Origin of the sequence: Flavonifractor sp. An306, assembly GCF_002159455.1 — a bacterium.
GTDB lineage: Bacteria > Bacillota > Clostridia > Oscillospirales > Oscillospiraceae > Flavonifractor.
Genome location: NZ_NFIQ01000006.1, coordinates 19,382 through 45,984 on the forward strand (window position 1 = coordinate 19,382; position 26,603 = coordinate 45,984).

Here is a 26,603-nt window from a genome sequence, read left to right on the forward strand (position 1 = left end):
TACAACAAATAGCTTGGCATCTTACGCCGCCCCGCCGGGCAGGAATCCAAATCCGCCGGGTGTCGTGCCGAGCAGGCCGGCGGCCTGCGGGGGTGCTCGGGATGGGTGGTGCGTGCCGCCGTGTCTGAGAGCTTAGGCAAAATCTCCCCTCCTTTTCTCCGTAGAAAAGACTCCTAGTGCCAATCATCGGCCTGAACGCCCGCCAATCGTCGGATTCGGCTTGCCCCTACTGCTTGCAGAGATCCCCAACAGCCAAGACTACGATGCATTTTACAGAAATATGTCGATTAAAATTGATATACTTCGGATGGATATTGACATTCTTCCGAATGGCATTCATAATACAATCAGAGAACCAGATCGGAAGGAGGTCAACACAATGGTAAACTATATGAGCACCAAAGAAGCTGCTGCGCTCTGGGGTATCGGGGACCGCCAAGTGGCTAACCTTTGCAAAAATGGGGATATCCCAGGGGCTGTCAAGCAGGGGCGCAGTTGGATGATTCCAGCCGATGCCAAAAAACCGGCTGACAAGCGCATTAAGACGGGTGAGTATATTCAGTCTGCGAAGCCGGCGACCCTTCCGCTGCCCATTGGGATTAGCGATTACCGCCTGGCCTCCTCCAGCTACTATTACATTGACAAGACCTTGATGATCAAGAATTTCCTGGATGAACGCCCCATGGTTTCCCTGTTCACTCGCCCCCGCCGGTTTGGCAAAACACTGAACATGGACATGCTGCGGGTTTTCTTTGAAAAGTCGGAGGAGGACACCTCTGTTTATTTCAAAAACAAGAAAATCTGGACCTGCGGGAAGTATTATCGAGATTTTCAGGGGAAGTATCCCGTGATCTATGTGACCTTTAAGGATGTAAAATGCGACTCTTGGGAGGATACCTACGACCTGGTCTGTCAGATCCTCCGCAATGAAGTTCAGCGCCACCGGGAATTGCTGAACAGCGACCGGATCTCCACCTATGATAAAAAGTATTTAGAGGAAGTCCTGGAGGGATCGGCCAGCGAATCGGATATGGCCATGGTATTTCTGAATTTGTCCCGTATACTCCATGCCCATTACGAGACCGCCCCTATCATCATCATCGACGAGTACGACACGCCGATCCAGCAGGGCCATACGCTCGGCTACTACGACAAGGTCATCGGATTCATGCGCAACCTGTTTTCCGGCGGCCTGAAGGATAACCCGCATCTCTCCTTTGGTTTCCTCACCGGCATCCTCCGTGTTGCCAAGGAGAGTATCTTCAGCGGTCTCAATAACATCACGATCAACTCCATCCTGGATAATAAGTACAGCTCCTACTTCGGATTCACTCCGGACGAAGTGAAGGAGATGGCATCGTACTACGGGGTGCCAGAGAAGTATGATGAAATCTGCGAGTGGTACGACGGCTACCGGTTCGGCAAATCTGAGATTTTCAACCCCTGGTCCGTGATCAACTACTTCAACTCCGGCTGCGAGCCCAAGGCATTCTGGCTGTCTACCGGTAGCAACGAGATCATCGGCGAGGTCATTGCTCAGGCAGACCAGGATATTTATGAGAAGCTGACATCCCTGGTCTCCGGCAAAACCATTGTCTCCTATGTTGACACCAGCGTGATCTATCCTCAAATAAAGCAGAACCCGTCAGCGATTTACAGCTTTCTTCTGGTCGCCGGTTATCTGAACGCCGTCAAGGTCGATTCTTCCTTCGGTGACGACTACATGTGCGAGCTGGCGCTGCCCAACAAGGAGATTTCCTTTGTCTACCGCAAGGAGATCCTGCAGAAACTCAACAACATTATCCCACAGTCCACCGTGATTGCCGTCCAGGAGGCTATCTATTCTGGGGACGGGCAACGGATCCAGAAGCTGATCCATGATCTGCTGCTCCAGTCGGTCAGCTGCTTCGATACGGTCGGAGAAAACTTTTATCACGGCTTTATGTTGGGGCTCTGCACCATGTTGAGCGGCTCCTATACCACATCTAACCGGGAAGCGGGGGAGGGGAGGTATGATATTCAGATCATGCCGAAGACGCCGGCACTGCCAGGGATATTGATCGAGTTGAAGGCCGAAAAGCAATGCTCACAGGAAAAGCTGGAGCAGCTTGCGAAGGCGGCGTTGGAGCAGATCAATGAGCGGAAGTATGAGGTGGACATGGTGGCCAGGGGAGTTTCGGTTATCTTCAAGTACGGGGTAGCGTTCAGTGGGAAAAATGTCGCGGTAGCGGTAGGCTAAGGCTCTATGACCGATGGCCGCGTCACTGGGTCTTTTCTACGGAGATAAGGAGGGCTTGGATTTCTTCTGGTTGTCGCCCCTGCGGCTGGTGCCACCCGCCCCGAGTCCCCACGCAGACCGCTCCGCTAGGTCTGCAGTGCCCGATGCCGCCATGATGAGGCTGTTGGCGCGGCGGGGCCACCCGGCTCAGCGTTAGATACAACAAAGAGCGCTGGTCCTTGCGGCGTCCGCCGGGCAGGGGCCCAAATCCGCCGAGTATCGGGCTGAGCAGGCCAGGAGCAGCGGCCTGGTGCTGGCCTGCTGAAAATTTGCAAGGAATATTTTGTATTTCATGGAATATTTTTTGCGCACCAGTCATATAGTTGTTCAGTTCCCAATTAGGCTTTACATCATGCTGGATGGAGAGTATAATCGGAACGAATACGGGTTTTGTTTTGCAGACCGCCAGCCAAATGGGGGACTTCCTAATATTTAGGAAGGTTTGGCTGGCACCCCGAAGAGCCGTCTCATTATAGCGGTTCTCCTCTAAGGGCTCCTGGCTTAGCCAGGGGCTCTTTTTTACCCAAATCCACGAGGGGAGGGGCGGGAATTGATTCTTTGGGATTGGAGCGGCGGCATGCATCACCCGCCCCAAGCCCCCCCCGGCTCGATGCCGCCCGGATGAGGTTGCAAGCGCAGCGGGGCCGCCCTGCTCAGTGTTGGATACAACAAATAGCTTGGCATCTTGCGCAACCCCGCCGGGCAGGAATCCAAATCCGCCGGGTGTCGTGCTGAGCAGGCCAGCGGCCTGTGGGGGTGCTCGGAGCGGGTGGTGCGTGCCGCAGGGCCAGAGAACCGAGCAAAACCCGCCCTCCACTTTTCTCCGTAGAAAAGACAAAAAGAAGCCCAGCTCCTTGTGGACTCCAACTGTGGCGATGATCCCCCAAAAGACGGGCATAAGATATGTCCAGAACACTGACTGCTCCCACCTCTTACGAAGTGGGCTTTCCCGCAGCTACATCTGTAATGGGAGGTCACCCAAATGGTAACATCACCACAAAAAGAGATCGAAAGAATCCTGTCCCCATTTGTTGGCTCAGTCTCATACCGTCCCGGTCCGCCTGGAAGAGACGATGATGCCAAGAAGGCCCTGCTGGAGACCCTGAATATCCTTCAGCAATACGAGCCGCCCAAGGCCGAGTTCCGGGATGGTTGCCATAACCATGGCTACGGCCACTACCTGTTTCTGCAGAAGCTCCAGCACATCTTTCTTGAGCTCGCACGCGGGCGGTATGCCCCCGCCTGCAACGAGGTCGACACCTATATTTATGAGTACCCCATCGAGGAAAGGAGGATCCATCACGGCCTGGTCATGCTTCTGGAGAAAGTCCAAACTGGAGAGCTCTGATCGCATCAGCCTGTTTCCAGGGTACTATGCCGCTGATCTGCGAACCCTCTGCTCCAACCCCTATTTCAAAGAGGCGCCTGAATACACCAGGCGGCGTTTCCTGGACTTCGCCATTGAAGTCGTGAAGATGGATCTCCTGTGCCCGGTAGATCCCGCAATCTGCTGCCTGAAGGCAGAGCGGGCCTATCATGCCTCTTCTTGCCGCGTATTGCCAGAAGTGGTTCTATTCCAGGATGCTCGACGAAAAGCACCCCGATTGGTCTGTCACGCAGAAAAAGAATCAGGCCAAAGAAGACCTGGGCAGCCAGTTTTACTACTACACAGAGGAAGAGCGCATTACTGGGTCTGCCATGGTTCAGGCTGCCGCATGGCTGGCCGGCGCCGACAAGCTGAGTGACCTGTCCGATCACGACCAGCAGATGCTGATCGCCCATGAGCGGAACCTCACCATGAAGGCCGCCAATGGATTTGTTAATGAAACTGACGAGGAAGTAGCCCGGTGGGTAGCCAACTCGGTCGCCGCTTACGCCGAGGGCGAGTACGGCCAGTGGGAAGCGTATATTTACTACCCTGGTGGCAACCTTCAGCCTATCATTACCGTGCTCCCTCCTGGACCTATTGACGAGTTTGAGGGCTGGATCAAGATCAAAAAGACCGACCTCAGCGGCAACAACCTCGCCGGGGCGACCTTTGGGATCTATGTTGATTCTGGTTGTCAAAGTGGCACTGAAGTAATGACATTCACAACGACAGGCGATGAATGGACTTATGTAGATGTTAAAAACATCATGACCTCCAGCACTCAGACCTTCTACCTCAAGGAACTTTCCGCTCCTGAAGATTATGTGCCCAGCGGGAGCAGCTACAATGTTACCGTCAGCTCCACCAACAACTCCACCAAGGAAACCGCGGCGGCAGTCAACGGCGGCGTGGCCATTAAGAATGGTCTGCCCCAGCCTCCGGAGGGCGTGGTCAACAAGGTAGACCAGGATGGCAACGGCATTGGCCCCGCCACCTTCCATTTCAAGAGCCTGACCAACAGCGTGGACGCTGACTTCGAGACCGACGAGAACGGCGAGCTGCAGTTCCAGTGGACGGATCCGGACGGCGAGGACTATATCCAGCCGGGCGAGTACACCGTGACTGAGGAGATTGCCCCTCCGGGCTATGAGCATGGCCATAAGGATATGCCAGGTTGGTTGATTTTGACCAGCCAAGTACCCTGAGTTTCACACTGTCCACACCCAGCACGCCCGGGGCAAGGTTCTTCCGCACCAATTACTCAGACACTTCGCTTATCCCGTCAGAAACATAGATTGATTTTATAAAAGAATTGCAATATAATCGCTACAATAGGAGACAGGTATGATGGACATTAATGTAACTTTTCGTATAGACGCCGAGACCAAGGCCCAAATGGAGGACATCTGTGCTCAAATCGGAATGACTACATCCGATGCCTTTAACATTTTTGCCAAGGCATTCGTCCGCGCAAAGGGGATACCGTTTCCGGTTAATCTTTACGCACCACTTGAGGCGACTCCAAGTGAGCAGATGCTGGCCGATGCCAGGCAGACCATTTTTGACTCTGGCACGGATTGCCAGAGGATGGCGGAATAACTTTTCTACCTGTTGTCGTGCCAAGGGGGCTCGAGACGGGTGGCGCAAGCCGCCGTGCCAGACAGCCAAAGCAAATCCGACCGCCTGCTTCTTCTTGTAGAAAAGATAAAAGGACGGGCTGATATCTCCAAGAATCAGGAGCTTGCGGCTTTTCGGCGATGCTTTGCGGAGCTCGCTTTCAAGAGCACCTAAAAATGCTGAGCGAAACCAGAAGAAATAAACCAGCACAATAATAAAGGAGAACGGATTATGCCAGAACTTTGTAGGTTTTACGATATTGCGATTGAGATGGTTTACAGTGACGATGCCCAGTTACAGCGTCCACATTTCCTTGTGTACTACAAAGAATATGAGGCGTCAGTGGGGGTTGATGGAGAGCTCTTGTCCGGTAGCCTCCCCATCAAGCAGCTGAAGATGGTTCAGGCCTGGGCGGTAATCCATGAGGACGAGTTGTACAGAGCGTGGAACAATGCAGTCCGAAATATGCCTGCCGGCGAAATTGCCCCGCTGCAGTAAGGAGGAACTCTATGTATATCGTCGACGGTATCGCCTATGCCGGTGATCGGAAACCCGTTATTAGAATCAGAGGTGTGCGCCCACTAGAGGACTATAAGCTGTGGCTGCGATTCAACACTGGCGAGGCAAGGGTATTCGACTTTAAGCCGCTGCTGAACGAACCAGGATTTGTCCCGCTCCAGGATCCGAAGGTTTTCTGCGGGGTGTATATCGACTATGGCGTGACCGCTTGGAATAACGGCAATATCGATATTGCGCCGGAGTATTTATATGAAAATTCGACTCCTGCGGAGGATGTCGTATAGCGCAGAAGATGAATGCGAAGGAAATTAGGGGAAATAGAGCGGGTAGAAAGTAGCGGTTCAATCAGGATAACTTTCCAACATTTTTCCAACAAGGTATCGGAATGGGGTAAAGTGTAGAGGGATGAACAGGGACAAAACAGGAAATACATTCTATATAACCATTGCGGCGCAAGGACTACAAGGGATATAGAGGGATGAATGGGTATTCCGTAAAATAAGCCCTGGCGTATTGGTAAGGATGAGGTCGGCGGTTCAAATCCGCCCAGCAGCTCCAAAAATCCTCGAAAACTTCGGTTTTCGGGGATTTTTTGTTGCAGAAAGTTGTTTTACGGTGTGGCTCAAAAATTCCGACCCACACCGTGACCCACACGCCGAAACGGCCGGAAAGGACAAAAGAGCACCGGACGGGAAGATCTGCCTTCCCGCCCGGTTTTGCTGCTGTTTACTCGGTTATATAACCTGTCCCAGGACGATGCCCATGGTCTGGGCAGCCTCGTCCTGCTTCTGCCGCGTGGCGTGGGTGTAGGTGCGCAGGGTAAACCCGGCGTCGTAGTGCCCCAGCATGGAGGACACAGTTTTCACGTCCACGCCATTTTGCAGGGCTGTGGTGGCGAAGGTGTGCCGGAGATCATGGAACCTGATGTGCTCCAGCCCAGCGTCCTTCAGGATCTTCTTATGCAGGTTGACTACCGAGTCCGGGTGGTACATCTCTCCGGTAAGGGGCGAGGGGAACAGGTAGGGGCTGTCCGGATGCTTCTCATGCTCCTGGAGTAGCAGCTCTACCGCTGCCTGGGGGATAGACACCAGCCGCACTGAGTTTTCCGTCTTGGGCAGGGTCAGCTCCAGAGAACCGTCCGGGTTGCGGACGTACTGCCTGCTCACCGAGATCGTCCTGCTCTGGATGTCCACATCCTCCCACCGCAGAGCCACCAGTTCTCCCTTCCGAAGGCCGCTGGCCAGCTCCAGATAAAACATGGGCAGGAGCCCCCGCGCCCTGGCGGCCTCCAGGTAGGCGTGGATGTGCTCCGGTGGCAGGATCTTCATGTTCAGCTTCCGGGGCTTGGGTACGATGCAGTCCTCAGAGGGATTCCGTTGGATCAGCCGCTCCTTCACGGCCCGGTCCAGGGCACAGTGGAGCATCAGGTGGACGCTGCGGACGGTGGTGGTGCTCAGTCCCTTGTCCTGGTTCTTTCCGATGTGTATTCTGCCGCCCTCCAATAACTCTTTGTAGAGCTTCTGCAGGTGCCGGGTGGTCAGTTTCTTCAGCTTGACACTCCCGATGCGGGGAATAGTGTAGTGCTCAATGATCAGCTCGTAGCGGTTGGCCGTGGCAGTGCGGACATTGGGCTTGGCGTAGAGCTCATACCAGGTCCGCAGCCAGGTGGCCACGGTGTAGTCCTCAGAGCGGCCTACATCGATGCCCTTGACCTCCTCCAGTGCCGCCTTGAGCTTTTCTTTGACCTCCGCCTGGGTTTTGCCAAGTACATTTCGGATGATTCGCTTTCCGGTCTTGGCATCGTATCCGGCGGTGTAGCGCCCCTCCCAGCGGCCGTCCTTTCGCTTGCGGATGTTCCCTTCCCCGTTGGCCCGTTTCTTTGCCATGGTGATCGCCTCCTTTGCAGCAACACAACATACCACACCTTCCTGTGGATAGCCATACCCAGCGGCCAGAGTTATCAAACTGTTATCAATTTGCCCAAGAGGAGATCTCTTTGTCAACGGTGTATCACTTTCCACCCGGGGAGAAAGCCGTTCTCTTTGTTTTATAGCGGCGCAGAATTTGAGTGGGCAATCCCTAAAGAAGCCAGTCTCCGCACCGAATTTTAGTGCGGAGACTGGGCTTCCATCAACCCATCTGCTGACCCTGCTCGTGATCATCGGCCTTGTGGCCCATAGCAATCTTCTTTCTCTGCTCCCTGGCCAGGGTCTTCCGGTCGCCGTGCTGACGGCGCACGGTGGCGTCAACCACATCCTCGCCGGGATTACCCTCCAGCCTGGCCAGCAGGCGGAGGATGTCCTCGGTCACGTCAGCAGCCGACAGACCAGGATGCTGATCACCACGACCGCCGCCGCGGAACTCAGGATGGTGCGGGCAGCCCATCTCCGTAAGGTGTTCATCAACTCTGCGCCATCCCCTCGAAATTCCTTGGCCTGCTCGGAGAGCTGCTTCATAAATTCTTCGCGCCGATTCCCATCCTGTTTCTGCTGTTCTTTCATTTTTGTGAACGCCTCTTGCAGCGTCAGGCGGAACCTCTGATGAAGGCGGTTGGTCTCGCTCAGCCATCCAGTCAGTTGCTGCGAAGTAGCAAGTGACTTCAGGCTCTCCTTGGTGGCCAATAGCTCCATGTCTGCCCGGATCGTCTCCTGGAGCGCCAGGGTTTTCCGCAGGACATCCTCCAGCCGCTCCACAGTCTGGGGCGGCATGGTGTAGAGGATGTTGGGCTGCTGCTCCATCAAGGTGGGCGGCCCGGCGGAGATCTTCTGCCTCTGTTTCAGCATGTCTAGTGCACTGTTGTGCTGCATGCTGCCGGATTCGGAATTCATGCTCCATCTTCTCCTTTCTGAATTTTTCCTCGTGCAGCCGGTCGTCCCGGCACTTCATCCCGGTGGGAGTGGTGTAGGTGATACACTTCCGGGTGTCCTCCCAGCGCACCCGGTAACCCCGCCGCTCCATTTCCCGGATGAACTCCTCCCGGCTGCCGGCCAACTCCATGACCGCCTCCACGGTGGTGATGAGCCGGAACTTCCAGCTCTCTCCCCGCACCGCGGCCCGATACTCCCCGGTGCGGAGCCCCTTGGTGCGCCGGTTCTGCTGATATGGTTTCAAAGTGGACAGACCGTGCTCCAGACAGAGCTGGTCACTGACCGCCCTCATCTGCTCCAGGGTTTTGGGCGTGAAGTGGAGCTTTTTCCCCGTGTCCGGGTGGACGGAGTTGACCACGAAGTGGGAGTGGGGATGTTCCGCATCCACATGGGTGGCTACCAGCACCTCACAGCCGGGGAAGAACCGCTCCGCCAGCTCCAGGGCGATCTGGTGGGCTTGTGCCGGAGTCACGTTTTCCTGCGGAGAGAAGGACTGGACGTAGTGGTAGAAGAACGTGCCGCTGGCCTTGCCGTACAGATTCTTGGTGGCCATGAAGCTCTGCTGTGCCACCTCTGCCCCGCAGTTGACGCCGGAGAGATACTTCTGCCCGTCCAGATCTACCGTCTTTTTCTCCTGGGACACGTAGTGGAGTACCCGGCCCATGGCCCCGGCGGTCTGCTTATGTTCCCGGATGAAGCTGCACGTTGCCACAGGAGATCACCCCGTCTTTCTCTGTCAGCAGCCGGTTTACCGCCTCGTAGGTCTTGCCCAACACCTCCGTGCACTCGCGCAGATACACCGTCTGCACCCGGCCGGTGTGGGCCAGCACTGCCAGCTGGTTCAGGTTCCGGCCCCAGCCCCGCAGCTCCGCCAGGATGGGCCTGAGCTCCTCTACCACGCAGATGGGTTCCTCCAGGGCGGCCCGGAGCAGATATGCCTGTTGGCTCAGGCCGGACTTGCGCACCTTCCCTTCGATCTGCCGCCGTTCCGCTTTGGTCACCCGGAAGGCAACCACCTGGCTTCTTGTCCTCTCTGCCATGAATTTCACCTCCGTAAAAAGATCTGGTATGGCGTACCCCCATCACTGGGAAGCACACCATACCAGATCTTTTTGTGGATAGCCAGTGTAACCGGCCACTGTTATCAGATTGTTATCAATTAGCCCCGTGGGGGGCCCCCGACGGGAAAGTGGGTGCGGGCTTCTGCCCGCAAAAATGCGTTTGGCGGCCGCTTGCGGCAAGCCAAATGCTCTGCTTGCCCCACCCGAGGGTGGGTAAAATCTGCTCCCCAGGCCGTACAAGTACCGGTGACCCAGGCGTTCTCCGCACTGCGGGGAGATGTGTAATTAGGGGTTATCCTGCTTCGTCCTTTGCCCCTTGAGGGCTTCCGAAACCGGCCTGATCCGGCCTCAAAAACCTCGGGAGGGGGGGAGGCTCTGAGCTTCCCCAATCGAGGCACACAGGGCTTACAGCGGGGCACACGGGTCGCTTGCTGGCTGTTGCCTGATTCCACTACCGCGCGTCATCTGTTCCCCTCTGTGTGCTTCTCCACCCAACGATAGGACTCAGAACAGCCCGAGCGTATACGCGGCAGGACAAAGCGATCATATTGCGGTTTCTTTATCCGGGTGATAAAATATGGTAAATACGACAGGGGAGGCGGCCCGCCATGGAACAGAACCAACTCTATACGGCCATGCGATTTTATTTTCTCTATGTGGACCGCTATGTCTTTGGTGCGGGGTGGGTCTTTCCGGACAGCCACCTGCCCTACGCCATGGTGCGCTACATCCTGAGGGGCAGCGCGGAATTTGTGGTGGACGGCCGGTCCTTCCTGGTCCACGAGGGACAGGTTGTATACCTTCCCGACGGCTGCCGGCTGAGCTGCCACACCATGGACCAGACCTTTGAGTTCTATTCCATTCGCTTCAAGTCCGCCACCCAGCTGGGCGCGGAGGATCTGCTGCGGGATCATTTCCACATCCGGCTGGTCAACGACTGCGCCGGGGACGCCTCCATCCTCTCCTATTTTGACCAGGTGTACCGCAGCGCCACCTCCCAGAACCCGGGCAAGGCCTTCCGGGTCCGGGGCAATCTGGAGCTGATCATCGCCTGGCTGGTGGAGCAGGCCGGGGGGCAGCCGGCGCGGAGCAGCACCGTCCGGGAGGACACCCCCTTCACCCTCCGCTACGATCTGCACCTCAACCGCCTGCCCCAGCAGGATCCCCGCATCGGCGCCCTGGTGGACTACATCGTGGACCACCCTACCGAGCAGTTTACCACCGAGTCCCTGTGCCGAACCGCCAACCTGAGCCCCTCCTCCCTGCGCCGCCTGTTCAAGCGGTACACCGGCAAGTCCCCCGGCGCCTTTATCCAGGATCTGCGCCTGATGGTGGCGGCCCGGCGGCTGCTGGTGACCGACGCGCGGATCTCCGATATCGCCTATGAGGTGGGGTTCGAGGATCCCAACTACTTCTCCCGGATGTTCCGCCGGAACTTCGGCGCGTCCCCGCAGGAGTATCGGAGAAATGCACAATAATTTGTGAAAAATATCACAAAGCATAGACGGATTTCGCAAAATAAAACGCCCAAATTTTGGGCGTTTTATGCTATCAATGATCGCTTTACGTCCTTGTTTCCGATCAAACCCGGAAGTATACTTTAGATGTAGTCAAAACTACTAAAAAGTGAGGTAAGGAGGATCCCAAATATGAAAAAACTGCTGTCTCTGTCCCTTGCAGCGGCCCTCTCGGTCTCCCTTCTGGCAGGATGTGGAGGCGGAGGCGGAACGGCCGAAACCGACAATCCGCCCGCCAACACCAGCTTCCAGCCCGCCGGCGAGGCCGGCGAACTCTCCGGCGAGATCACTTTCTGGCACTCCTTCACCCAGGGCGCCCGCATGGAGGCCATCCAGGCGGCCGCCGACCAGTTTATGGCTGACAACCCCGGCGTGACCATCAACATCGAGACCATGGCTTGGGGCGACTTCAACACCAAGTGGAACGCCGGCATCACCACCGGCGATCTGCCTGACATCAGCACCGCCCAGAACACCGGCGAGGTGGTGGAGATGCTCAACGCCGGCGTGCTGGTCCCCATGGACTCCACCATCGACGCCATCGGTCGGGATCTCTTCTCCGAAAACGCCTTGGCCGACATGTCGATGGACGGCGCTACATACGGCATCCCCTATTACTCCCACGCGCAGGTCATGTGGTACCGTACCGATCTGTTGGAGCAGGCCGGGCTGGAGGTACCCACCACCTGGGACGAGTTCTATGACGCAGCGGTGGCGCTGACCAACCCCGACGAGGGCCTGTACGGCTGCGCCGTCTCCTGCAGCCCCAACGACCTGCTGTGCACCCGCTACCTGAACTACTACGTCCGCTCCGGAGGCGGCAGCCTGCTCAACGACGATCTCACCGCCAACCTGACCAGCGACCTGGCCATCGAGGGCATCAACTACTGGGTGAACATGTACAAGAACTGCTCACCCGCCGAGACCATCAACTACACCGTCAACGACCACGCCACCCTGTACTATCAGGGCACTACAGCCTTTGACTTCAACTCCGGCTTCCAGATCAGCGGCGTGGAGTCCAACCGCCCCGACCTGCTGGACTACATCTCCTGCGCGCCTCTGCCCAAGATGAACGAGGACGACCCCTACTACAGTGCCGAGGCCACCCACATCCCGTTGGTGACCTGGGCCAACTCCGAGCACCCCGAGATCTGCCAGGCCTTCATCGAGTATCTGTATCAGACCGACAATTACCTGGACTTCCTGGCCGCCGTACCCGTGGGCATGCTGCCCTCCATCAAGGGCATCGACCAGAATGAGGAGTATCTGTCCAACCCCACTGTACAGCAGTTCTCTGACGAGGCCGCCATCATCACCCAGGCTGTGGAGGAGGGCACCGCCATCGGCTTCGAGCACGGGCCCAGCGCCCAGGCCGGCCTGCTGACCAGCCAGGGTGTCATTGAGGAGATGTTCCAGGACATCATCACCAACGGCACCGATGTGGAGACCGCCGCCAAGGCCGCCGAGGACGAACTGAACGAGATCTTTGCAACCATGGTCGCCTGACGGCTGAACCACCTGGGGGCGGAAGGGTTCCTTCCGCCCCCTCCACATGAGACGAAAAGGAAAGGGAGGGTTGGCATTGAAAATTCCCAAGCGTACCCTGCGCTCCGGAGGGATCCAGGGAAGCCGGGCGACGCGCTGGATCTTTGTGGGACCGGCCATGCTGGTGGTCATCTGCCTGCTGATCTATCCGCTGCTGTCCACACTGATGTACAGCTTCACCAACAAGACCATGATCCGGAACGACTTCGATGTGGTCGGCCTGCAAAACTACATTGATATCCTGACAGACGGGGATTTCTACTCCGCCTTCGGCCACACACTCCTGTGGACCCTGTTCAGCGTGCTGGGGCAGTTGATCGTGGGCTTTATCGGGGCCCTGGCTCTGAACCGGGTGCAGAACAAGGTGGCCAAGAACCTGTTCCGCATCTTCGCCATCATCCCCTGGGCATTCCCGGCCATCGCCACAGCCATGACCTGGAAGTGGCTCCTCAACGGCATCCATGGATTTGTCCCCACCCTGCTGCGGGATCTGGGCATCACGCCGGAGTTGATTCAGTTCCTCAGCGACAAGAATCTGGTTCTGCCCACGCTAATTTTCATCAACATCTGGTTTGGCGCTCCGCTGATCATGGTTAATGTGTACGCCGCCCTCCAGACCATCCCCCAGGATCAGTACGAGGCGGCCCAAATCGACGGGGCCAGCAGCTGGCAGTCCTTCCGATACGTCACCGCCCCCCACATCCGGACGGTGGTGGGTCTGCTGGTGGTGCTGCGCACCGTGTGGGTATTCAACAACTTCGACATCATCTACATGATCACTGGCGGCGGCCCGGCGGGGGCCAGTACCACCATGCCCATCTTCATCTACGACACCGGCTGGACCGGCCGGCTGGTAGGCAAGGCGTCGGCGGCCTCCATTCTGCTGCTGCTCTTCCTGGTGATCCTGTGTGTGCTCTACTTCACGGTGATCAACCGCTGGGAGAAGGAGGACAAGTGAGATGAAAAAACTAAGACGCTTCTCCCCTGGCGGGTGCTTCTCCTATGTCTATCTTATTGTGCTGTCGGTGCTGTGCATATTCCCCCTGATCTGGCTGCTGGTCTCCGCCTTCAAGTCCAGCGGGGAGATGCTGGCCAATCCAACCAAAATCCTGCCCATGGAATGGACCCTGGAGAACTTCCACACGGTGCTGGTCACCCTGGGCTTTACCACCAACATCAAAAACAGCCTGATCGTGGCCCTGTGCACCACGGTGATCGCCACCTTTATCTCCGCCCTGGCGGCCTATGGCATCATCCGGTTCTTCCCCAAACTGGGCAACATCATGACCAAGATCCTCATCACAACCTACATGTTCCCCTCCATCATGCTGGTCATCCCCTACGCGGTGGTGATGAACGTCCTGCACCTGACCAACACCCGCATTGCCCTGGTGCTGGTGTACATGTCCTTCAGCGTGCCCTACGCGGTGTGGATGCTGGTGGGCTTCTTCAAAACGGTGCCCATCGATATTGAGGAGTCGGGGCGCATTGACGGCGCCAACCGCTTCCAGGTATTCACCCGCATTGTGCTTCCCCTGGTACGGCCGGGCATCGTCTCCACCGCCATCTATGTGTTCATCAACGCGTGGAACGAATTCCTGTACGCCCTGCTGCTGGTGAGCAGCTCGGAAAAGACTACCCTGTCCGTGGCGGTCAAGACCCTGGAGGGCGCGGACATCCTAAACTGGGGTTCCATGATGGCTGCCAGCGCCATTGTGGTTCTGCCCTCCATCATCTTCTTCTGCATCATCCAAAATAAGATCGCCGGCGGTCTGGCGGACGGCGCGGTGAAATAAGGGAAAGGAAGGATTGGAACGATGAAGACCATCGGATATGCAATTGTAGGTACTGGTTATTTCGGCGCCGAGCTGGGCCGGATTCTCAACGAGCAGGAAGGGGCCAAGGTGGTGGCCGTCCTGGATCCCGAGAACGGCGAAACCATCGCCAAAGAGTACGGCTGCGATGTGGAGACCGACCTGGACGTGCTGTGCGGCCGTCCGGACGTGGACGCGGTGATCGTGGCCACCCCCAACTACCTCCACAAGGGCCCGGTGCTGGCTGCGGCCAGGCACAAAAAGCATGTGTTCTGTGAGAAACCCATGGCCCTCTCCTACGCCGACTGCGACGAGATGGTGCGCACGGCCCAGGAGAACGGCGTGATCCTCATGGCCGGCCACGTGATGAACTTCTTCCACGGCGTGCGCAAGGCCAAGCAGCTTATCGCCGAGGGCGCCATCGGCCGGGTGCTCTATGCCCACTCCGCCCGCAACGGCTGGGAGGAGCCCCAGCCGGAGATCAGCTGGAAAAAGGTGCGGGCCCAGTCCGGCGGCCACCTGTACCACCACATCCACGAGGTGGACTGCATCCAGTTCATCATGGGCCCAGCCACTGAGGTGACCATGACCGGCGGCAACGTGGCCCACAAGGGTAAGCAGTTCGGCGACGAGGACGACATGCTCTTCCTCAACATGGAGTTCGGCAACAACACCTACGCGGTGGTGGAGTACGGCTCCGCCTTCCACTGGCCGGAGCACTATGTGCTCATCGAGGGCACCGAGGGCGCCATCCGCATCGACATGTGCAACGTGGGTATGACCGTCAAGACCAAGGACGGCAGGGAAGAGCACTACCTGGTTCACGAGACTCAGGAGGAGGACGACGACCGTACCCGGATCTACCACTCCACCGAGATGGACGGCGCCATCCAGTACGGCCATCCGGGCAAGAAGCCCCCCCTGTGGCTGCATAGCATCATGAAGAACGAGATGAAGTTCTTCAACGGGGTTCTCCACGGCGAGAGCGTCCCCGACGAGTTCAAGCCCCTCATGACCGGCCAGGCCGCCCGGGCGGCCATCGCCGCCGCCGATGCGGCCACCCTCTCCCTGAGGGAGGATCGCAAGGTCCGGGTGGAGGAGATCACAGGAGGCCATGCAGGCCAATAAACTGATTGTTTATCCCCGATGATCAGAATTGCGAGTGAGTACCCGGTGAGCAGACTGACAAACCGCAGTCCGCCCACCGGGTATTACCCTTTGGGACCCGTGGAGCCTTTTTATTGTTTATACCGGCGCAATTCCTGAGCAAGCGATTTAAAATCGTAGCCGAGTACATTGCATAACCTTATATTGTTGTAAAAGCTCGATGAATATAGCATACTCAATATAGGAAAGCATCAAGGACAGTGGTGGTATGGCACGGTTTGTACTCCATATTTGGGATGTGGATCGAGCAAGGGCGCCTATATTCATCGCCAAAGCCGAGAAGCGGGATCTGGAGGCAGCGATGGCCGATCCATGGCAGATGGATTGGACCAGCAATATATCACTACGAGCGCTTTGATCTGTATGCGCTCAAGACTATGGAGGGCGCGCTGGTGGCTCTTAGCGCCTATGAGGTTAGGGAAGAAAATCTGGCCGTCCATATCATCTATATGGAGAGCGAGCCGGAGAGCAACCCAACCCGCACCGCCGTATCCAAATATCGGGGTGTCGGGCAGACGATGGTAGCTTATGGCATCCAGTTGTCTGTGGACGCCGGATTTAACGGTGATGTAACCCTGAATGCGAAGACGCCGGAGCTGGCGAGACACTACGAGCGGGATTTCGGAGCATTCCGGGTGCCTGGAAGAGCGACGGGATGCGGCACCCAGATATCTGATTTGTAATGAAGCCGCACAGATGATATTTACAGCCTACTTGGAGGAGAGCTGACTATGGACGAAGCCAGGTGGTACTTTACCCGCGAGAGCGAAGAAGACCGGCTGTGGTATCAGACGTTCTTCTCCATGTGCAGAAAGTTTGGCGTATCCTGGCCCAAGACCACTCCGGCACAGGGGGGTGTTTATTGAGGAGATTACCCGCATCAACTACGAGCGGGAAATGGTGAAACGGGAACTTCAGGCGTAGCCAGTCCGTTTTTTCGACGATGAGGTTTCCAACTGACCCACACCGTGACCCACACGCCGAAAAAAGCGGACGGAATCAACGGACACAAGAGTACCGGATAGCACGGCGCTCCGGACAAAAAAAGAGTAAAAAGGCCCCAAAAGCAGCCGACCTCACCCTCCCAATCAGTTGGTAAGGATGAGGTCTCCGGTTCAAATCCGGATAGCAGCTCCAAAAAACCGCTTTTTTCGTTTGAAAAGGGCGGTTTTTGTCTTGCTTTTGTGACTTTCTAACGGTGTAACATTGTGTGGTCAAAGAGTTGACCACACAACAAGCCACAGACAGAAAAAATCAGGCCTCCGGAGTGTGTGCTCCAGAGGCCTGATACTTTTTAGCTGGCTTTCTCTGTTGCGATTTCCGACTTCATCTGCCTGATGAGTTCCGCCAGCTTTTTCTCGCATTCTGCCTCAGTTTTGGCATAGATGTTCCGGGCCATGCGCCTGCCGTTGACGACGGGGGAGTATCGGCCCTCCCAAAGGTGGTCGTTAATTTGGCTGATGCAGCCGGTACCGGGTTTGCGTCGTTGTCCTTTGTAGGGCTGAAAGGTGCTGGGGGCAGGTCTCCGGGGAGTATTTTCTGCTTCTGCCGTTGGAGTTTTCTTACCAATGCCCTGATCAATCTTTGCTGCCGCAGTCCTCTGCATTTCGTTTGTGACATGGGCGTAGATATTCAGCGTGGTGCTGCTGGACACATGGCCGATGATGGTGGAGAGCGTCTTTACATCCATCCCGTGCTCCAGGGAGGCAGTGGCGAAGGTATGCCGCAGATCAGGAAGTTGTTCATAACCACCAAGACGAAAAGAAAGAAAAAACCAGGCAGTTACCGTAAAACCAAGACCTTGTGACAAAATTGAACATCCAGAAAAAAGCACGATTTGACAATCGTGCTTTTTTCTTTGCCCAAAAGGAGGAGCCGACCATGCCAGAGGCCGCAATATCGGAATATTTTTATGGCGACGAGGCGGAACAGTTTATCTATTTCCGCATCCCCCGCCAGCTTATCACAGACCCCCGTTTTAAGCACCTATCCACGGACGCCAAGCTGCTGTACGGTATGCTGTTAGACCGTATGAGCCTGTCCGTCAAGAACGGCTGGTACGACGAGGACGGGCGCGTGTATATCTACTACACCGTCGAGGAGATATGCGGGGACATGAACTGCGGCCGGGATAAGGCCATGAAGATGCTGGCAGACCTGGACACCAAGAAAGGCGTGGGCCTGATCCGCCGCGTCAGGCAGGGCCAGGGAAAGCCAACCAAGCTCTATGTAAAACGGTTCACCACCGGCGCTGTACCCTCACAGCCAGCCCCGCCGGAACAGCCTCCTTTTACGCCCTTTCCAGGGGTCGATTTTTCCGGCGTGCAGAAGTCGATTTCTCCGACGTCAGCAAGTCGGGAAAGCCGACGTGCAGGCGTCGAGAAAACCGACCCTAATTATACTAATCAGAATCAAACTGATTTTAGCTATCCTGATCCATCCATCTATCCCCCCAGCCCCCCAGCGGGGGGCGGATCGGAGATGGAGCGATACGAGCAGAGAGAGCAGATCAAAGCGAATATTGATTATGACTATTTGAGCCGTCAATGTCCCTATGACGATGTGGAAAGTCTTTTGGAGTTGATCGTGGACGTGGTGAGCAGTACCGCCTCCACCATTCGCATCGGCAAGGAGGTTTTACCAGCGGAGACCGTCAAGCGACGATTTTTACAGCTGGACAGCTCCCATATCGAGTATGTGATTGACTCCCTCAAGCAGACCACCACAAAAATCAATAATATCCGGGCCTATCTGCTCACGGCATTATATAACGCGCCGGTGACGATAGGCCCTTACTATTCCGCCGCTGTGCGGCATGACTTCGGCTAGAATTGAATCTCACCGTGAGACACAAATCCGGCATAAGGCAATTTTGGGGCCGGAAAAGAATCAAATCTCACGGTGAGACGCAATTTTAAGCAATTATTTTAAGGAGGAAACCCTATGGCAGATGAACCCAGCAAGACCCCCGGCACCCCCGCGGAGCGCCCGTCATCCCAAATCATCTCCCTGTCAAAAATCCATGACCTGCCCGGCGTATTTATCGCCAAGCAGCCGGACAAGAGCTACGGCGGGCTGGTGAGCAGCATCCAGGCCAGCGGCGTCAAAGAGCCGGTCATTCTCCGGCTGCGGGAGGACGGCGAATATCAGCTTGTGGCTGGATACCGCCGCCGCCGTGGGAGCGAACTTGCCAAGAAACAGGATATTCCGGCGTTTGTCTACGAAATGACCTTGCAGGAGGCAGTGGACTACCACCGGCGGGTCCAGAACCAGCCTGCTTTGCCAATCCCCGGCAAGCTGGTCAATCCCACCGCTGAGAAGAAAACGGAACAGCCCGCCCCTGCCACTGTGTCAATACCCAAGGAGCCAGCCATGGGTAAGACAGAGGGCAAACCAGACGGCAAGACTGCCGACGCCCCCAAGGAGACAACTCCCGCCAAGGACGGCCCTACCCCCAGGGAGAGCAAGGAGACACCAGCCACCCCCGCCGCCGGTACTCCCAAGCCCAAGGAGCAACCCGCCGAGGGCAAGACGGAGGCCAAGCCGGACGGCAAGGCCGCCGACACCCCCAAGGAGAGTAAGGAGGCGCCAGCCACCCCCGCCGCCAGTACTCCCAAGCCCAAGGAGCAGCCCACCGAGGGCAAGACGGAGGCCAAGCCGGACGGAAAGATCGCTGACACCCCCAAGGAAACCGCCCCCGCTAAGGATGGGCCCGCCCCTGCCTCTGATACTCCCAAATCCAAAGAACAGCCCGCCGTGGGCAAGACAGAGGCCAAACCGGACGGCAAGACCACCGGCATACCCAAGGAGACAGTCGCCACCAAGGATGCCCCTGCCGCTACACCCAAGCCCAAAGAGCCCGTGGAGAGCAAAATAGAGGTAAAGCCCATCGTGACCGGCCCCACCGCCAAGGGCCCCGCTGGGACACAGATCACCCAAGTATTCGAGGACAGACTGGCGCCCCCGGACGAAAAGGCGCTGAACGACCTGCCCAGCCCCAAGGAGGGGGAATCCTACTTTATCGTCCTCCACCCCGGCTATCTGGAGAAGTCCAAATACAACACGATCACGGTGGATCGAAACAGCGAGGACTACCGGGAGTTGAAGAAGTCCATCGAGTTCAACGGCGTCAAAGACCCGGTCCTGACCCGTATCAACCCAGAGGGCGGCGGTTTGGAAATCGTGTCCGGCCAGCGCCGCCACATGATCGCCAAGGAATTGAACTACCCTGTCCCCGCCATCATCCAGAAGCTCGACGACGCGGATGTAAAAATTCTGGTCAATGACGGCAACCTGCATCGCCCCCATATTTCAACCTATGACCTTGCCAGGGCCCTGCGCGGCAAGATGGAGGGCATGAAACAGAAGGCCGGGCGGAAGAAGAAAGGCGCTCCCACCGCCGAGGAGCTGAACAGCGACGAGAAGCTGGCCCAGGAGATGGGGATGTCTGTCAGTAAGCTCAACCGCATCATCCGTCTGTCCGAGGCGTCCAAGGATGTGTGCGACCGGGTGGATGACGGGAGCCTGCCCCTATCTGTCGCATCGGCCATCTCTTTCTTGAAACCAAAGAATCAGGACGAGGTGCTGCATCTCAACGACCTGGGCTATAAACTTTCTACCGAGCGAATTGAATACATGAAAAAGGTGGAAAAGGCGGGCAAGCTGGACGAGAACTCCATGCGGTTAGTGCTGGAGGGAGAAAATGTACTGGAACCGCCCAAAGTCGTCCCCATGCCCCAGCCCGCGCCGGGAGCTCCCGCCCAGAGCCAGGTCGGAACAAAACCCGACACCCAGGGGGAACCGCCCCTGCCGCCCTCCCCTGACCCGAAACCACAGCCGGAGCAGCCCAAGCCCGCTACCCAGGAATCGCCTACCCAGGCCGCTCCCGCACCGGCCCCGGTGGAATCAGGCAAAAAGCCAGAGCCAGTCAGCAAAGAGGCTGACGGGCGCAAGGGGGAACAGGACCGGCCTGAATACACCAAGGTCATCCTGGCCGGGGACCGGCTGCGGAAGTATTTCCCCGATGTGACCATGACGCCCCGCGAGATCGAGGAGAGCATCTACGACGCTCTTGAGGAACGCCGCCAACGTTTGGAGAAAAAAGAGCAGAAGAAAGATATTTTCAAGAAAGGCCCAACCAGGTGACAATATGGAATTTACTGCTGTAATCGCCAACCTGGGCAAACACGCCGCCGGGATCGTGGCAGAGACACCTCTCTCTTTTCCCACTACCACAGAGCAGGTGCAAGCGGCCCTGCGCGCCATCGGTGTAGACGGTGTACGCTATGAGGAAGTGATCGTCAAGGACTACTCCATCGGGATCGACGGGATCGCACCCCTCCTGGGTGAGTACGCCCACATTGACGAGCTGAACTATCTGGCCTGCCGCCTGGAGCGCCTTTCCCCGGAGGAATTGACAAAATTTATTGCCGCTGTCCGGCACGGAGACTACTGCAACGGCGTACAGGATTTAATCAATCTGAGTTATCCCTGCAATCTGGAACAATACACCCTGTTGCCGGAGGTCCAAACCTATGAGGACTACGGCCGGTATCTGGTGGACAGCCGGCGGGACTTCTCTCTGCCGAAAGAGGCGAGATTTTATTTTGACTATGCGGAGTATGGGGAGACTACCGCCATCAACGAAAACGGGGATCTGACGCCCCAGGGCTACATCTTCCACCACCGCTCCGCTACGTTCCAGGAAATCTACGACGGCAAGGAAATCCCGCGGGAATACAAAGTGTTCCAATATCCCCCGCGTGTCAAAGTCAAGCGCCTCAACCCAAAGCATGGCCGGGACAGCCCCCGGCACAAGCGCCAGTGAGGGCGCTTTTTTTGTATCTATTTTCGGAAAGGAGCGGATCGACCATGCGTGTCCTTATGGTGGAGCCTGGAATGGCCCCCTATGAAAAGGAGATCAACGGCCTGGAGGAAATGCAGGCGGCGGTAGGTGGACACATCAGCGCCATTTATCCCTTTAAGGAACCCGTTGCCCTGGTGAGCAACGATGAAAGCCTATTTCTGAGTATGCCTTTTAATCGGAGTGTGGAGGGCGGCTACGGCGGCATTTGGGGCCCGTTCTTTGTCTGCGGACTGGACAAGGATAATTTCTGTTCCCTGACGCCGGAGCAAATGGCCCGGTATAAGGCCAAATATCATCATGCGGAAATCCTGCTGGGTGCACGGGGCAACGAGCCGGTGACGATCAAGGTGGAGCCACAGCCTAAACGGGGCCCGGCCCCTCCGCAACGGAAAGGGCCCGGAAGGTAGGCCATCCCTTAAAACGGCCCTTAGAAACATCGGGAATGAGAACTACTTTATTCATAAGGAGGAGTGCCTTTGAGCGAGTATGAGGAACGAAAACAGGCCCGGATTGACCGCTACCGCGAAAAAGCGGAAAAGGCAAGACAGGAGCGCCGACAACTCTCCCATGAATCCATTTCCATGCTTGAGCATATCCCTCCCGGCCAACCCATTTTGGTAGGTCACCATTCAGAACAGGGACACCGAAATCTACTGAAACGGTCAGACCAGAAGATGGAGAAATCCATCGCCGCGTCGGAAAAGGCGGCCTACTACGAGCACAAGGCAGAGGCCGCAGAGCGCAATACCGCAATCTTTTCGGATGACCCGGAGGCCCTGACCAAGCTGACGGAGAAGCTGGAGAGCCTGCAAGTGGCCCAAACCCGGATGAAACAGATCAACGCCTACTACCGCAAACACGGCACCTGCCGCGGTTTTCACGGTCTGTCGGATGACCAAGCGGAGAAGCTGGACGACCGGGTGCGGAACGGTTACTCCTGGGAGAAAACTCCCTATCCACCCTATGCCCTCTCAAACAACAGCCAGGAAATCCGCCGACTGCAAGCGCGAATCAAACAGCTCACCGAGGCGCGGGAGCTGGGCTACCAGGGATGGGAGTTTGAGGGTGGCAAAGTCGTTGCCAACGCGGAAAACAACCGTCTGCAAGTTTTCTTTGACGAAATCCCCAGTGCGGAACTGCGCCAGGAAATGAAAAGCCGTGGTTTTCACTGGGCCCGGAGCGAGGGGGCGTGGCAGCGCCAGCTCACCGATAACGCCATCTATTCCGCCAGCCGGATTACAGCCATCCAACCTAAGGACGGCACCGATCCCCTGAAAATCCAACCCAAGCGAAAGCCCAAAACGGGCCCGACACGATAGGAGTGATTGAAAATGGAACACAACACCAATCAGGAGCGTATGCGGGAGATCGAGATTTTTGGCATCCCGGCCCTGTTCAGCCCTAACCGTATTGCCACCGAGAACGTCTACCCCGGCCTCCACCACTACGAGCTTATGTCCGGCCCCACGTTCCCGGACAGCCCCCGGTGCCTCACCGCTGACGCCGGAGAGAAGTTTCTGGGCACAGTGCTCTCCCCAGTGAAGATCCACCTGACGACGGACGGCCAGCGGGAGATCGAGCCGGGCGACCTGTTCCTGGACATTGAGGCTGGGAGCTACACCCCCGCCGAGTTTGAGGAAAAGTACCTGTCCCCGGACTATGGCCCCCAGGCAGACCGCTATGGAAAACACGATTGATCTGATCCCTTTTCTGGCCCGCGTGATGGAGGCAAACACAAAAGCCTACCGCTCCGACTTCTCCTACGATGTGGAAAAACTGACCAAAGCTGTCCAGGAGCCCAACATGGAGGACCGTGTTTTCTACTGGATGAGCCGACCCACCGGGACATGGTGTGTCAAGGAAAGGGAGGCGTTCCTGTATGGGACAGGCGCCTACTCCATTTGGACCTACTACGCGAACGAGCCAGATGAAATCAAGGCGTACCGCATCACCGTAACAGGCCGGGAGAATGGCCGGGTCGTGGGGCGCGTGATCCCTCTAAACTACCGGGAGCAGGTGCGGCGTGTGCAGAGACACGCCCTGATTGCCTCTACTATGACCATCCAATATGAGAGCGGTCACACCATCACAGTCCCCTACCAAGAGAATCCACACCAGATTGCCACCATTTTGCCGGGACACGGCGGCGTCCGCCGCATCCGCTACGCACCAGAAAATGAGGCGGAACTGGCCCGTATTATTATGGAGGAACACCGCTGGCAGACTGGGAAAGTAAAAAAGCCCACGGCAAAGCGTCGCCCCCATCCGGGGCGATAACAATTCTCCCCAACCGCGCACAGCGCCGCCTTTGGCGGCGCTGTCTTAGCAAGTATGTCATTTGGTAGCACAAATGACCCTTGTTAGGGGGCATGGCCCCCTAATACCCCACGAAATCGCGTCTCACGGTGAGACGTGAAACAGCGGCGGCCACCCGGCCGCCTCATCCCGAAATAAATCCCACCGTGAGACACAAAATCTGCTTGAACTGGAGGAATGAAATGCAGGAAGATTTTTCCCCCTGGGGGCAAATCCAGTATAGTGAGACCCTGATCCCCGGCATGGAACTTGTCACCACAGCCAGACATGGCGGTATTCAGGTCACGCGGGAGGCGGCGATGCTCCTATCCCCGGCGGCCAGAAAATGCGGTTTCCGGGAGGGCGGCTATCTATGGTTCGAGGAGGACTGCCAGGAACCCGTTGTCCTCCGGGAACTGATGGACAAGAAACTGTGGAGCCCGCCCAGCCATGTCAAAGACCCGGACGCATTTGAACGGGATATTGACCGCAATATCCAGCAGTACAATCCCGCCTACTGGCAGGCGCGGGAACGGGCACGGTCCAGGCCACCCAGGAAACCCGCCCGTTCTGGGCCGGGCCGGTAGTTCGCCATGCGGAGACGAAACCGCCATGTCAGCGTGTGGATGAACGAGCAGGAATACCAACACCTGAAAGCCCAGGCGAAGAAAGCCGGCCTGGGAATCGACCCCTTTATCCGCAATCTGGTGGCCGGCATCCAGCTCCGCCCCCGGCCGCCCGACGAGGTGGCCGCCCTGGTGCGGGAGCTCCACGCCATCGGCAACAACGCCAATCAAATCGCGTACTGGGCCAACGCCCAAAAGAGCGCCGCCGAGCCGGAGCTGCGGCGGGCGGCAGCCCTGGTCTATGAGGCGGCCCGTCTGGTCAAGGAGCAGTTCTAAATGGCCTACGACAAGATCATCCCCCTGCGCGCCCGCCTGGATCACTGTCTGGACTATGTGCTCAATGAGGAAAAGAGCAGTCTGTCCTATGCCCTTACCTATGCAGAAAACCCGGAAAAATCCCGCCAGCTCGTCACCGGCGTCAACTGCCAGGCCCGCACCGCATTTCAGGAAATGCAGGCCACCAAGCGCCGCTGGGACAAAAAAGGCGGCATCCTGGGCTACCACATCATCCACTCCTACGCCCCCGGCGAGGTGACGCCGGAACAGGCCCACGCCGCCGGGGTAGAGTTTGCCCGCCGACTGCTGGGGGACCGCTATGAGGCCGTGGTGTCCACCCACCTGGACCGGGAGCACTATCACTGTCACATCGTATTCAACTCCGTCTCCTTTATGGACGGGAAGAAGTACCGGAGCGACTTTGAGAGCTACTTCGGCCAGGTGCGGGGCACCTCCAACGCCGTGAGCCGGGACTATGGCCTGTCCATCATCCACCCCCAGGGCCAGGGCAAGCACTATGCTCAATGGGACGCGGAGAGCCGGGGCGGGGCCACCGTCACCGGCCTGATCCGCCAAGACATAGACGCCGCTATCCAAGAGGGCTTTACCTTTGACACCTTCCTGGCCGCCCTTCGGCGGCAGGGATATGCGGTGAAGTATGGGGCCGACGTGAAACACACCGCCGTCCGCCCACCGGGGGCCCAGCGGTTTTTCCGCCTGGACAGCCTGGGGGACGGCTATACCGAGGCGGACGTCCGGGCCCGGCTGACCGCCATCCGCCGGGGCGAGGCCCAGGAACAGCCCCAGCCGGTGCAAAGGCCCATACCCAGGAGACAACGGCGATACACCGTTCAGGGCGGACGTCTCCCGGAGCGCCGCCCACAAAAATTACACGGTTTCCGGGCCCTCTATGTGTCCTACCTATATCTTCTAGGTGTCCGCCGCCCCAGGGGGAAACGGCAATACCCCTTTCCCATCCGGGCGGAAGTGACCAAGCTCCACCGCTACCAGCGGCAGATGAAACTATTGCAGACCTACCGCATCGACACAGAGCAGCAGCTCGCCATGCTGGAATCGGCGTTTCAGGCCGAAATCGACGCCCTGACCGAGCAGAGGAAGGAGCTCTATCAGCAAAAGCGGGCGGGGGAAGATGTGACAAGCGAGATCGAGAGTATCAATCAGGAATTACGGCGGCTCCGGGGCCAGCTGAAAACCTGCGGCCAGATCGCGGCGGATATTCCCCGCATCCGGGCCCAGGCGGAAACCTGCCACGCCCAGGCCCGCCGGGAAAAGGAGGATCGGGAAAAGAACCTTGCTGCAAATCGTGAAAGCCGACCTGACCGGCATTTTGGCCCTGTTCGCTGACTACCGCCCCCAGCTTGACCCGGACAGCCTTGCGCTGGATATTCGGAAACTGGAGCGGCAGGAGGACAAGGACTATTTATTCCTGTCCCGCCGAGAAAAGAGCTATCTGTTCCCTGTGGAGGACGTCTATCTGGCGGAGAGCTACGCTAACCTCTGCTGGACGGCCTACCTGGGCTTTCCCGGCCCCCATGTGGACGCGCTGTATCTCCATGTCTCCCGCGCCGTCCACGGGCATCCCTTTGGGAGCGTTACCGTGCTGGACTACGCCGCCTCCGCCCAGGACGCGGAGCGGTTTGCCGCCCGCACCCGGCGGGAGGCCGTTCCCTATGTGCGCCGGGTGGTCAGGCACTACCGCACCCATGTTCAAATTGGCAGTACATTGGATTTTATCAAAATTTTGCGTGAAAGCAGGTGATGA

The 26,603-nt window shown here is 57.4% G+C and carries 28 protein-coding genes; 24 read left to right on the forward strand and 4 right to left on the reverse strand.

What is annotated here, in order from left to right:
- Positions 1 to 391: 391 nt before the first annotated feature.
- The 6 genes from B5F88_RS02335 to B5F88_RS02365 all read left to right on the forward strand — a co-directional run bounded on the left by B5F88_RS02335 (position 392) and on the right by B5F88_RS02365 (position 6,067).
- Positions 392 to 2,239: an AAA family ATPase gene (locus B5F88_RS02335; protein ID WP_343286449.1), complete on the forward strand. Its 1,848-nt coding sequence runs from the start codon at positions 392 to 394 to the stop codon at positions 2,237 to 2,239.
- 1,021 nt (positions 2,240 to 3,260) lie between these two features.
- Positions 3,261 to 3,626, forward strand: a complete 366-nt coding sequence (locus B5F88_RS20145) for a hypothetical protein (RefSeq protein ID WP_140402040.1) — start codon at positions 3,261 to 3,263, stop codon at positions 3,624 to 3,626.
- A gap of 233 nt (positions 3,627 to 3,859) precedes the next feature.
- On the forward strand, positions 3,860 to 4,852 hold the full coding sequence (locus tag B5F88_RS02350) for a prealbumin-like fold domain-containing protein (protein ID WP_140402041.1): 993 nt from the start codon (positions 3,860 to 3,862) through the stop codon (positions 4,850 to 4,852).
- Between the two features lie 139 nt (positions 4,853 to 4,991).
- Entirely contained in the window at positions 4,992 to 5,246 is a 255-nt protein-coding gene (locus B5F88_RS02355) for a type II toxin-antitoxin system RelB/DinJ family antitoxin (RefSeq protein WP_087341387.1), read from the forward strand.
- A gap of 249 nt (positions 5,247 to 5,495) precedes the next feature.
- Positions 5,496 to 5,762 carry a DUF4160 domain-containing protein gene (locus tag B5F88_RS02360; RefSeq protein WP_087341388.1) on the forward strand — a complete coding sequence of 89 codons (267 nt, stop codon included), beginning with the start codon at positions 5,496 to 5,498 and terminating at the stop codon, positions 5,760 to 5,762.
- Between the two features lie 11 nt (positions 5,763 to 5,773).
- Entirely contained in the window at positions 5,774 to 6,067 is a 294-nt protein-coding gene (locus B5F88_RS02365; RefSeq protein WP_087341389.1) for a DUF2442 domain-containing protein, read from the forward strand.
- Between the two features lie 450 nt (positions 6,068 to 6,517).
- On the opposite strand, the gene B5F88_RS02370 is transcribed toward B5F88_RS02365, so the two are convergent.
- From B5F88_RS02370 to mobC (B5F88_RS02380), 3 genes are all read right to left on the reverse strand, one after another.
- Positions 6,518 to 7,669 carry a site-specific integrase gene (locus B5F88_RS02370; RefSeq protein WP_087341390.1) on the reverse strand — a complete coding sequence of 384 codons (1,152 nt, stop codon included), beginning with the start codon at positions 7,667 to 7,669 and terminating at the stop codon, positions 6,518 to 6,520.
- Positions 7,670 to 7,913: 244 nt separating this feature from the next.
- Positions 7,914 to 9,362, reverse strand: coding sequence for a relaxase/mobilization nuclease domain-containing protein (locus tag B5F88_RS02375; RefSeq protein ID WP_140402042.1), 1,449 nt, complete (start codon positions 9,360 to 9,362; stop codon positions 7,914 to 7,916).
- A complete protein-coding gene (gene mobC, locus B5F88_RS02380) occupies positions 9,331 to 9,690 on the reverse strand; it encodes a plasmid mobilization relaxosome protein MobC (protein ID WP_087341392.1) in 360 nt (119 codons plus the stop codon). The genes B5F88_RS02375 and mobC (B5F88_RS02380) overlap by 32 nt, the downstream gene beginning before the upstream one ends.
- Positions 9,691 to 10,319: 629 nt before the next feature.
- Between mobC (B5F88_RS02380) and B5F88_RS02385 the strand changes: the two genes are divergently transcribed.
- From B5F88_RS02385 to B5F88_RS21705, 7 genes are all read left to right on the forward strand, one after another.
- Positions 10,320 to 11,189: an AraC family transcriptional regulator gene (locus tag B5F88_RS02385; protein ID WP_087341393.1), complete on the forward strand. Its 870-nt coding sequence runs from the start codon at positions 10,320 to 10,322 to the stop codon at positions 11,187 to 11,189.
- A 171-nt stretch (positions 11,190 to 11,360) separates the two neighbouring features.
- Positions 11,361 to 12,737, forward strand: coding sequence for a sugar ABC transporter substrate-binding protein (locus B5F88_RS02390; RefSeq protein WP_087341394.1), 1,377 nt, complete (start codon positions 11,361 to 11,363; stop codon positions 12,735 to 12,737).
- A gap of 76 nt (positions 12,738 to 12,813) precedes the next feature.
- Positions 12,814 to 13,734 carry a sugar ABC transporter permease gene (locus B5F88_RS02395; protein ID WP_343286447.1) on the forward strand — a complete coding sequence of 307 codons (921 nt, stop codon included), beginning with the start codon at positions 12,814 to 12,816 and terminating at the stop codon, positions 13,732 to 13,734.
- Between the two features lies 1 nt (position 13,735).
- Positions 13,736 to 14,572 (forward strand): carbohydrate ABC transporter permease, encoded by an 837-nt coding sequence (locus tag B5F88_RS02400; RefSeq protein WP_087341396.1) that lies wholly within the window; start codon positions 13,736 to 13,738, stop codon positions 14,570 to 14,572.
- A gap of 21 nt (positions 14,573 to 14,593) precedes the next feature.
- The gene (locus B5F88_RS02405) at positions 14,594 to 15,718 is read left to right on the forward strand and encodes a Gfo/Idh/MocA family oxidoreductase (protein ID WP_087341397.1); all 1,125 of its coding nucleotides are present in this window, start codon (positions 14,594 to 14,596) and stop codon (positions 15,716 to 15,718) included.
- Positions 15,719 to 16,134: 416 nt separating this feature from the next.
- Entirely contained in the window at positions 16,135 to 16,440 is a 306-nt protein-coding gene (locus B5F88_RS20150; protein WP_140402043.1) for a hypothetical protein, read from the forward strand.
- Between the two features lie 48 nt (positions 16,441 to 16,488).
- Complete coding sequence (locus tag B5F88_RS21705) at positions 16,489 to 16,623, forward strand: hypothetical protein (protein WP_275532901.1); 135 nt, start codon at positions 16,489 to 16,491, stop codon at positions 16,621 to 16,623.
- A 428-nt stretch (positions 16,624 to 17,051) separates the two neighbouring features.
- Here the strand turns inward: B5F88_RS21705 and B5F88_RS02415 are convergent, their stop codons facing one another.
- Positions 17,052 to 17,567, reverse strand: coding sequence for a tyrosine-type recombinase/integrase (locus tag B5F88_RS02415; RefSeq protein WP_242959598.1), 516 nt, complete (start codon positions 17,565 to 17,567; stop codon positions 17,052 to 17,054).
- 71 nt (positions 17,568 to 17,638) lie between these two features.
- Between B5F88_RS02415 and B5F88_RS02420 the strand changes: the two genes are divergently transcribed.
- The 11 genes from B5F88_RS02420 to B5F88_RS02470 all read left to right on the forward strand — a co-directional run bounded on the left by B5F88_RS02420 (position 17,639) and on the right by B5F88_RS02470 (position 26,600).
- The gene (locus tag B5F88_RS02420) at positions 17,639 to 18,586 is read left to right on the forward strand and encodes a DUF6017 domain-containing protein (RefSeq protein ID WP_087341400.1); all 948 of its coding nucleotides are present in this window, start codon (positions 17,639 to 17,641) and stop codon (positions 18,584 to 18,586) included.
- Between the two features lie 114 nt (positions 18,587 to 18,700).
- On the forward strand, positions 18,701 to 20,902 hold the full coding sequence (locus B5F88_RS02425; RefSeq protein ID WP_087341401.1) for a ParB N-terminal domain-containing protein: 2,202 nt from the start codon (positions 18,701 to 18,703) through the stop codon (positions 20,900 to 20,902).
- A 4-nt stretch (positions 20,903 to 20,906) separates the two neighbouring features.
- Positions 20,907 to 21,584, forward strand: a complete 678-nt coding sequence (locus B5F88_RS02430) for an antirestriction protein ArdA (protein ID WP_087341402.1) — start codon at positions 20,907 to 20,909, stop codon at positions 21,582 to 21,584.
- 44 nt (positions 21,585 to 21,628) lie between these two features.
- A complete protein-coding gene (locus B5F88_RS02435) occupies positions 21,629 to 22,030 on the forward strand; it encodes a DUF3846 domain-containing protein (protein ID WP_087341403.1) in 402 nt (133 codons plus the stop codon).
- 69 nt (positions 22,031 to 22,099) lie between these two features.
- The gene (locus B5F88_RS02440) at positions 22,100 to 22,942 is read left to right on the forward strand and encodes a DUF3560 domain-containing protein (RefSeq protein WP_162612098.1); all 843 of its coding nucleotides are present in this window, start codon (positions 22,100 to 22,102) and stop codon (positions 22,940 to 22,942) included.
- A 12-nt stretch (positions 22,943 to 22,954) separates the two neighbouring features.
- Positions 22,955 to 23,320, forward strand: a complete 366-nt coding sequence (locus B5F88_RS02445; protein WP_087341405.1) for an LPD28 domain-containing protein — start codon at positions 22,955 to 22,957, stop codon at positions 23,318 to 23,320.
- Positions 23,304 to 23,900 carry a hypothetical protein gene (locus tag B5F88_RS02450; protein ID WP_087341406.1) on the forward strand — a complete coding sequence of 199 codons (597 nt, stop codon included), beginning with the start codon at positions 23,304 to 23,306 and terminating at the stop codon, positions 23,898 to 23,900. The genes B5F88_RS02445 and B5F88_RS02450 overlap by 17 nt, the downstream gene beginning before the upstream one ends.
- 221 nt (positions 23,901 to 24,121) lie before the next feature.
- Positions 24,122 to 24,505, forward strand: a complete 384-nt coding sequence (locus tag B5F88_RS02455; RefSeq protein WP_087341407.1) for a hypothetical protein — start codon at positions 24,122 to 24,124, stop codon at positions 24,503 to 24,505.
- Positions 24,506 to 24,511: 6 nt separating this feature from the next.
- On the forward strand, positions 24,512 to 24,820 hold the full coding sequence (gene mobC, locus B5F88_RS02460) for a plasmid mobilization relaxosome protein MobC (RefSeq protein ID WP_087341408.1): 309 nt from the start codon (positions 24,512 to 24,514) through the stop codon (positions 24,818 to 24,820).
- Positions 24,821 to 26,185, forward strand: coding sequence for a relaxase/mobilization nuclease domain-containing protein (locus tag B5F88_RS02465; RefSeq protein WP_087341409.1), 1,365 nt, complete (start codon positions 24,821 to 24,823; stop codon positions 26,183 to 26,185).
- On the forward strand, positions 26,133 to 26,600 hold the full coding sequence (locus B5F88_RS02470) for a hypothetical protein (protein ID WP_140402044.1): 468 nt from the start codon (positions 26,133 to 26,135) through the stop codon (positions 26,598 to 26,600). The genes B5F88_RS02465 and B5F88_RS02470 overlap by 53 nt, the downstream gene beginning before the upstream one ends.
- Positions 26,601 to 26,603 lie beyond the last annotated feature (3 nt).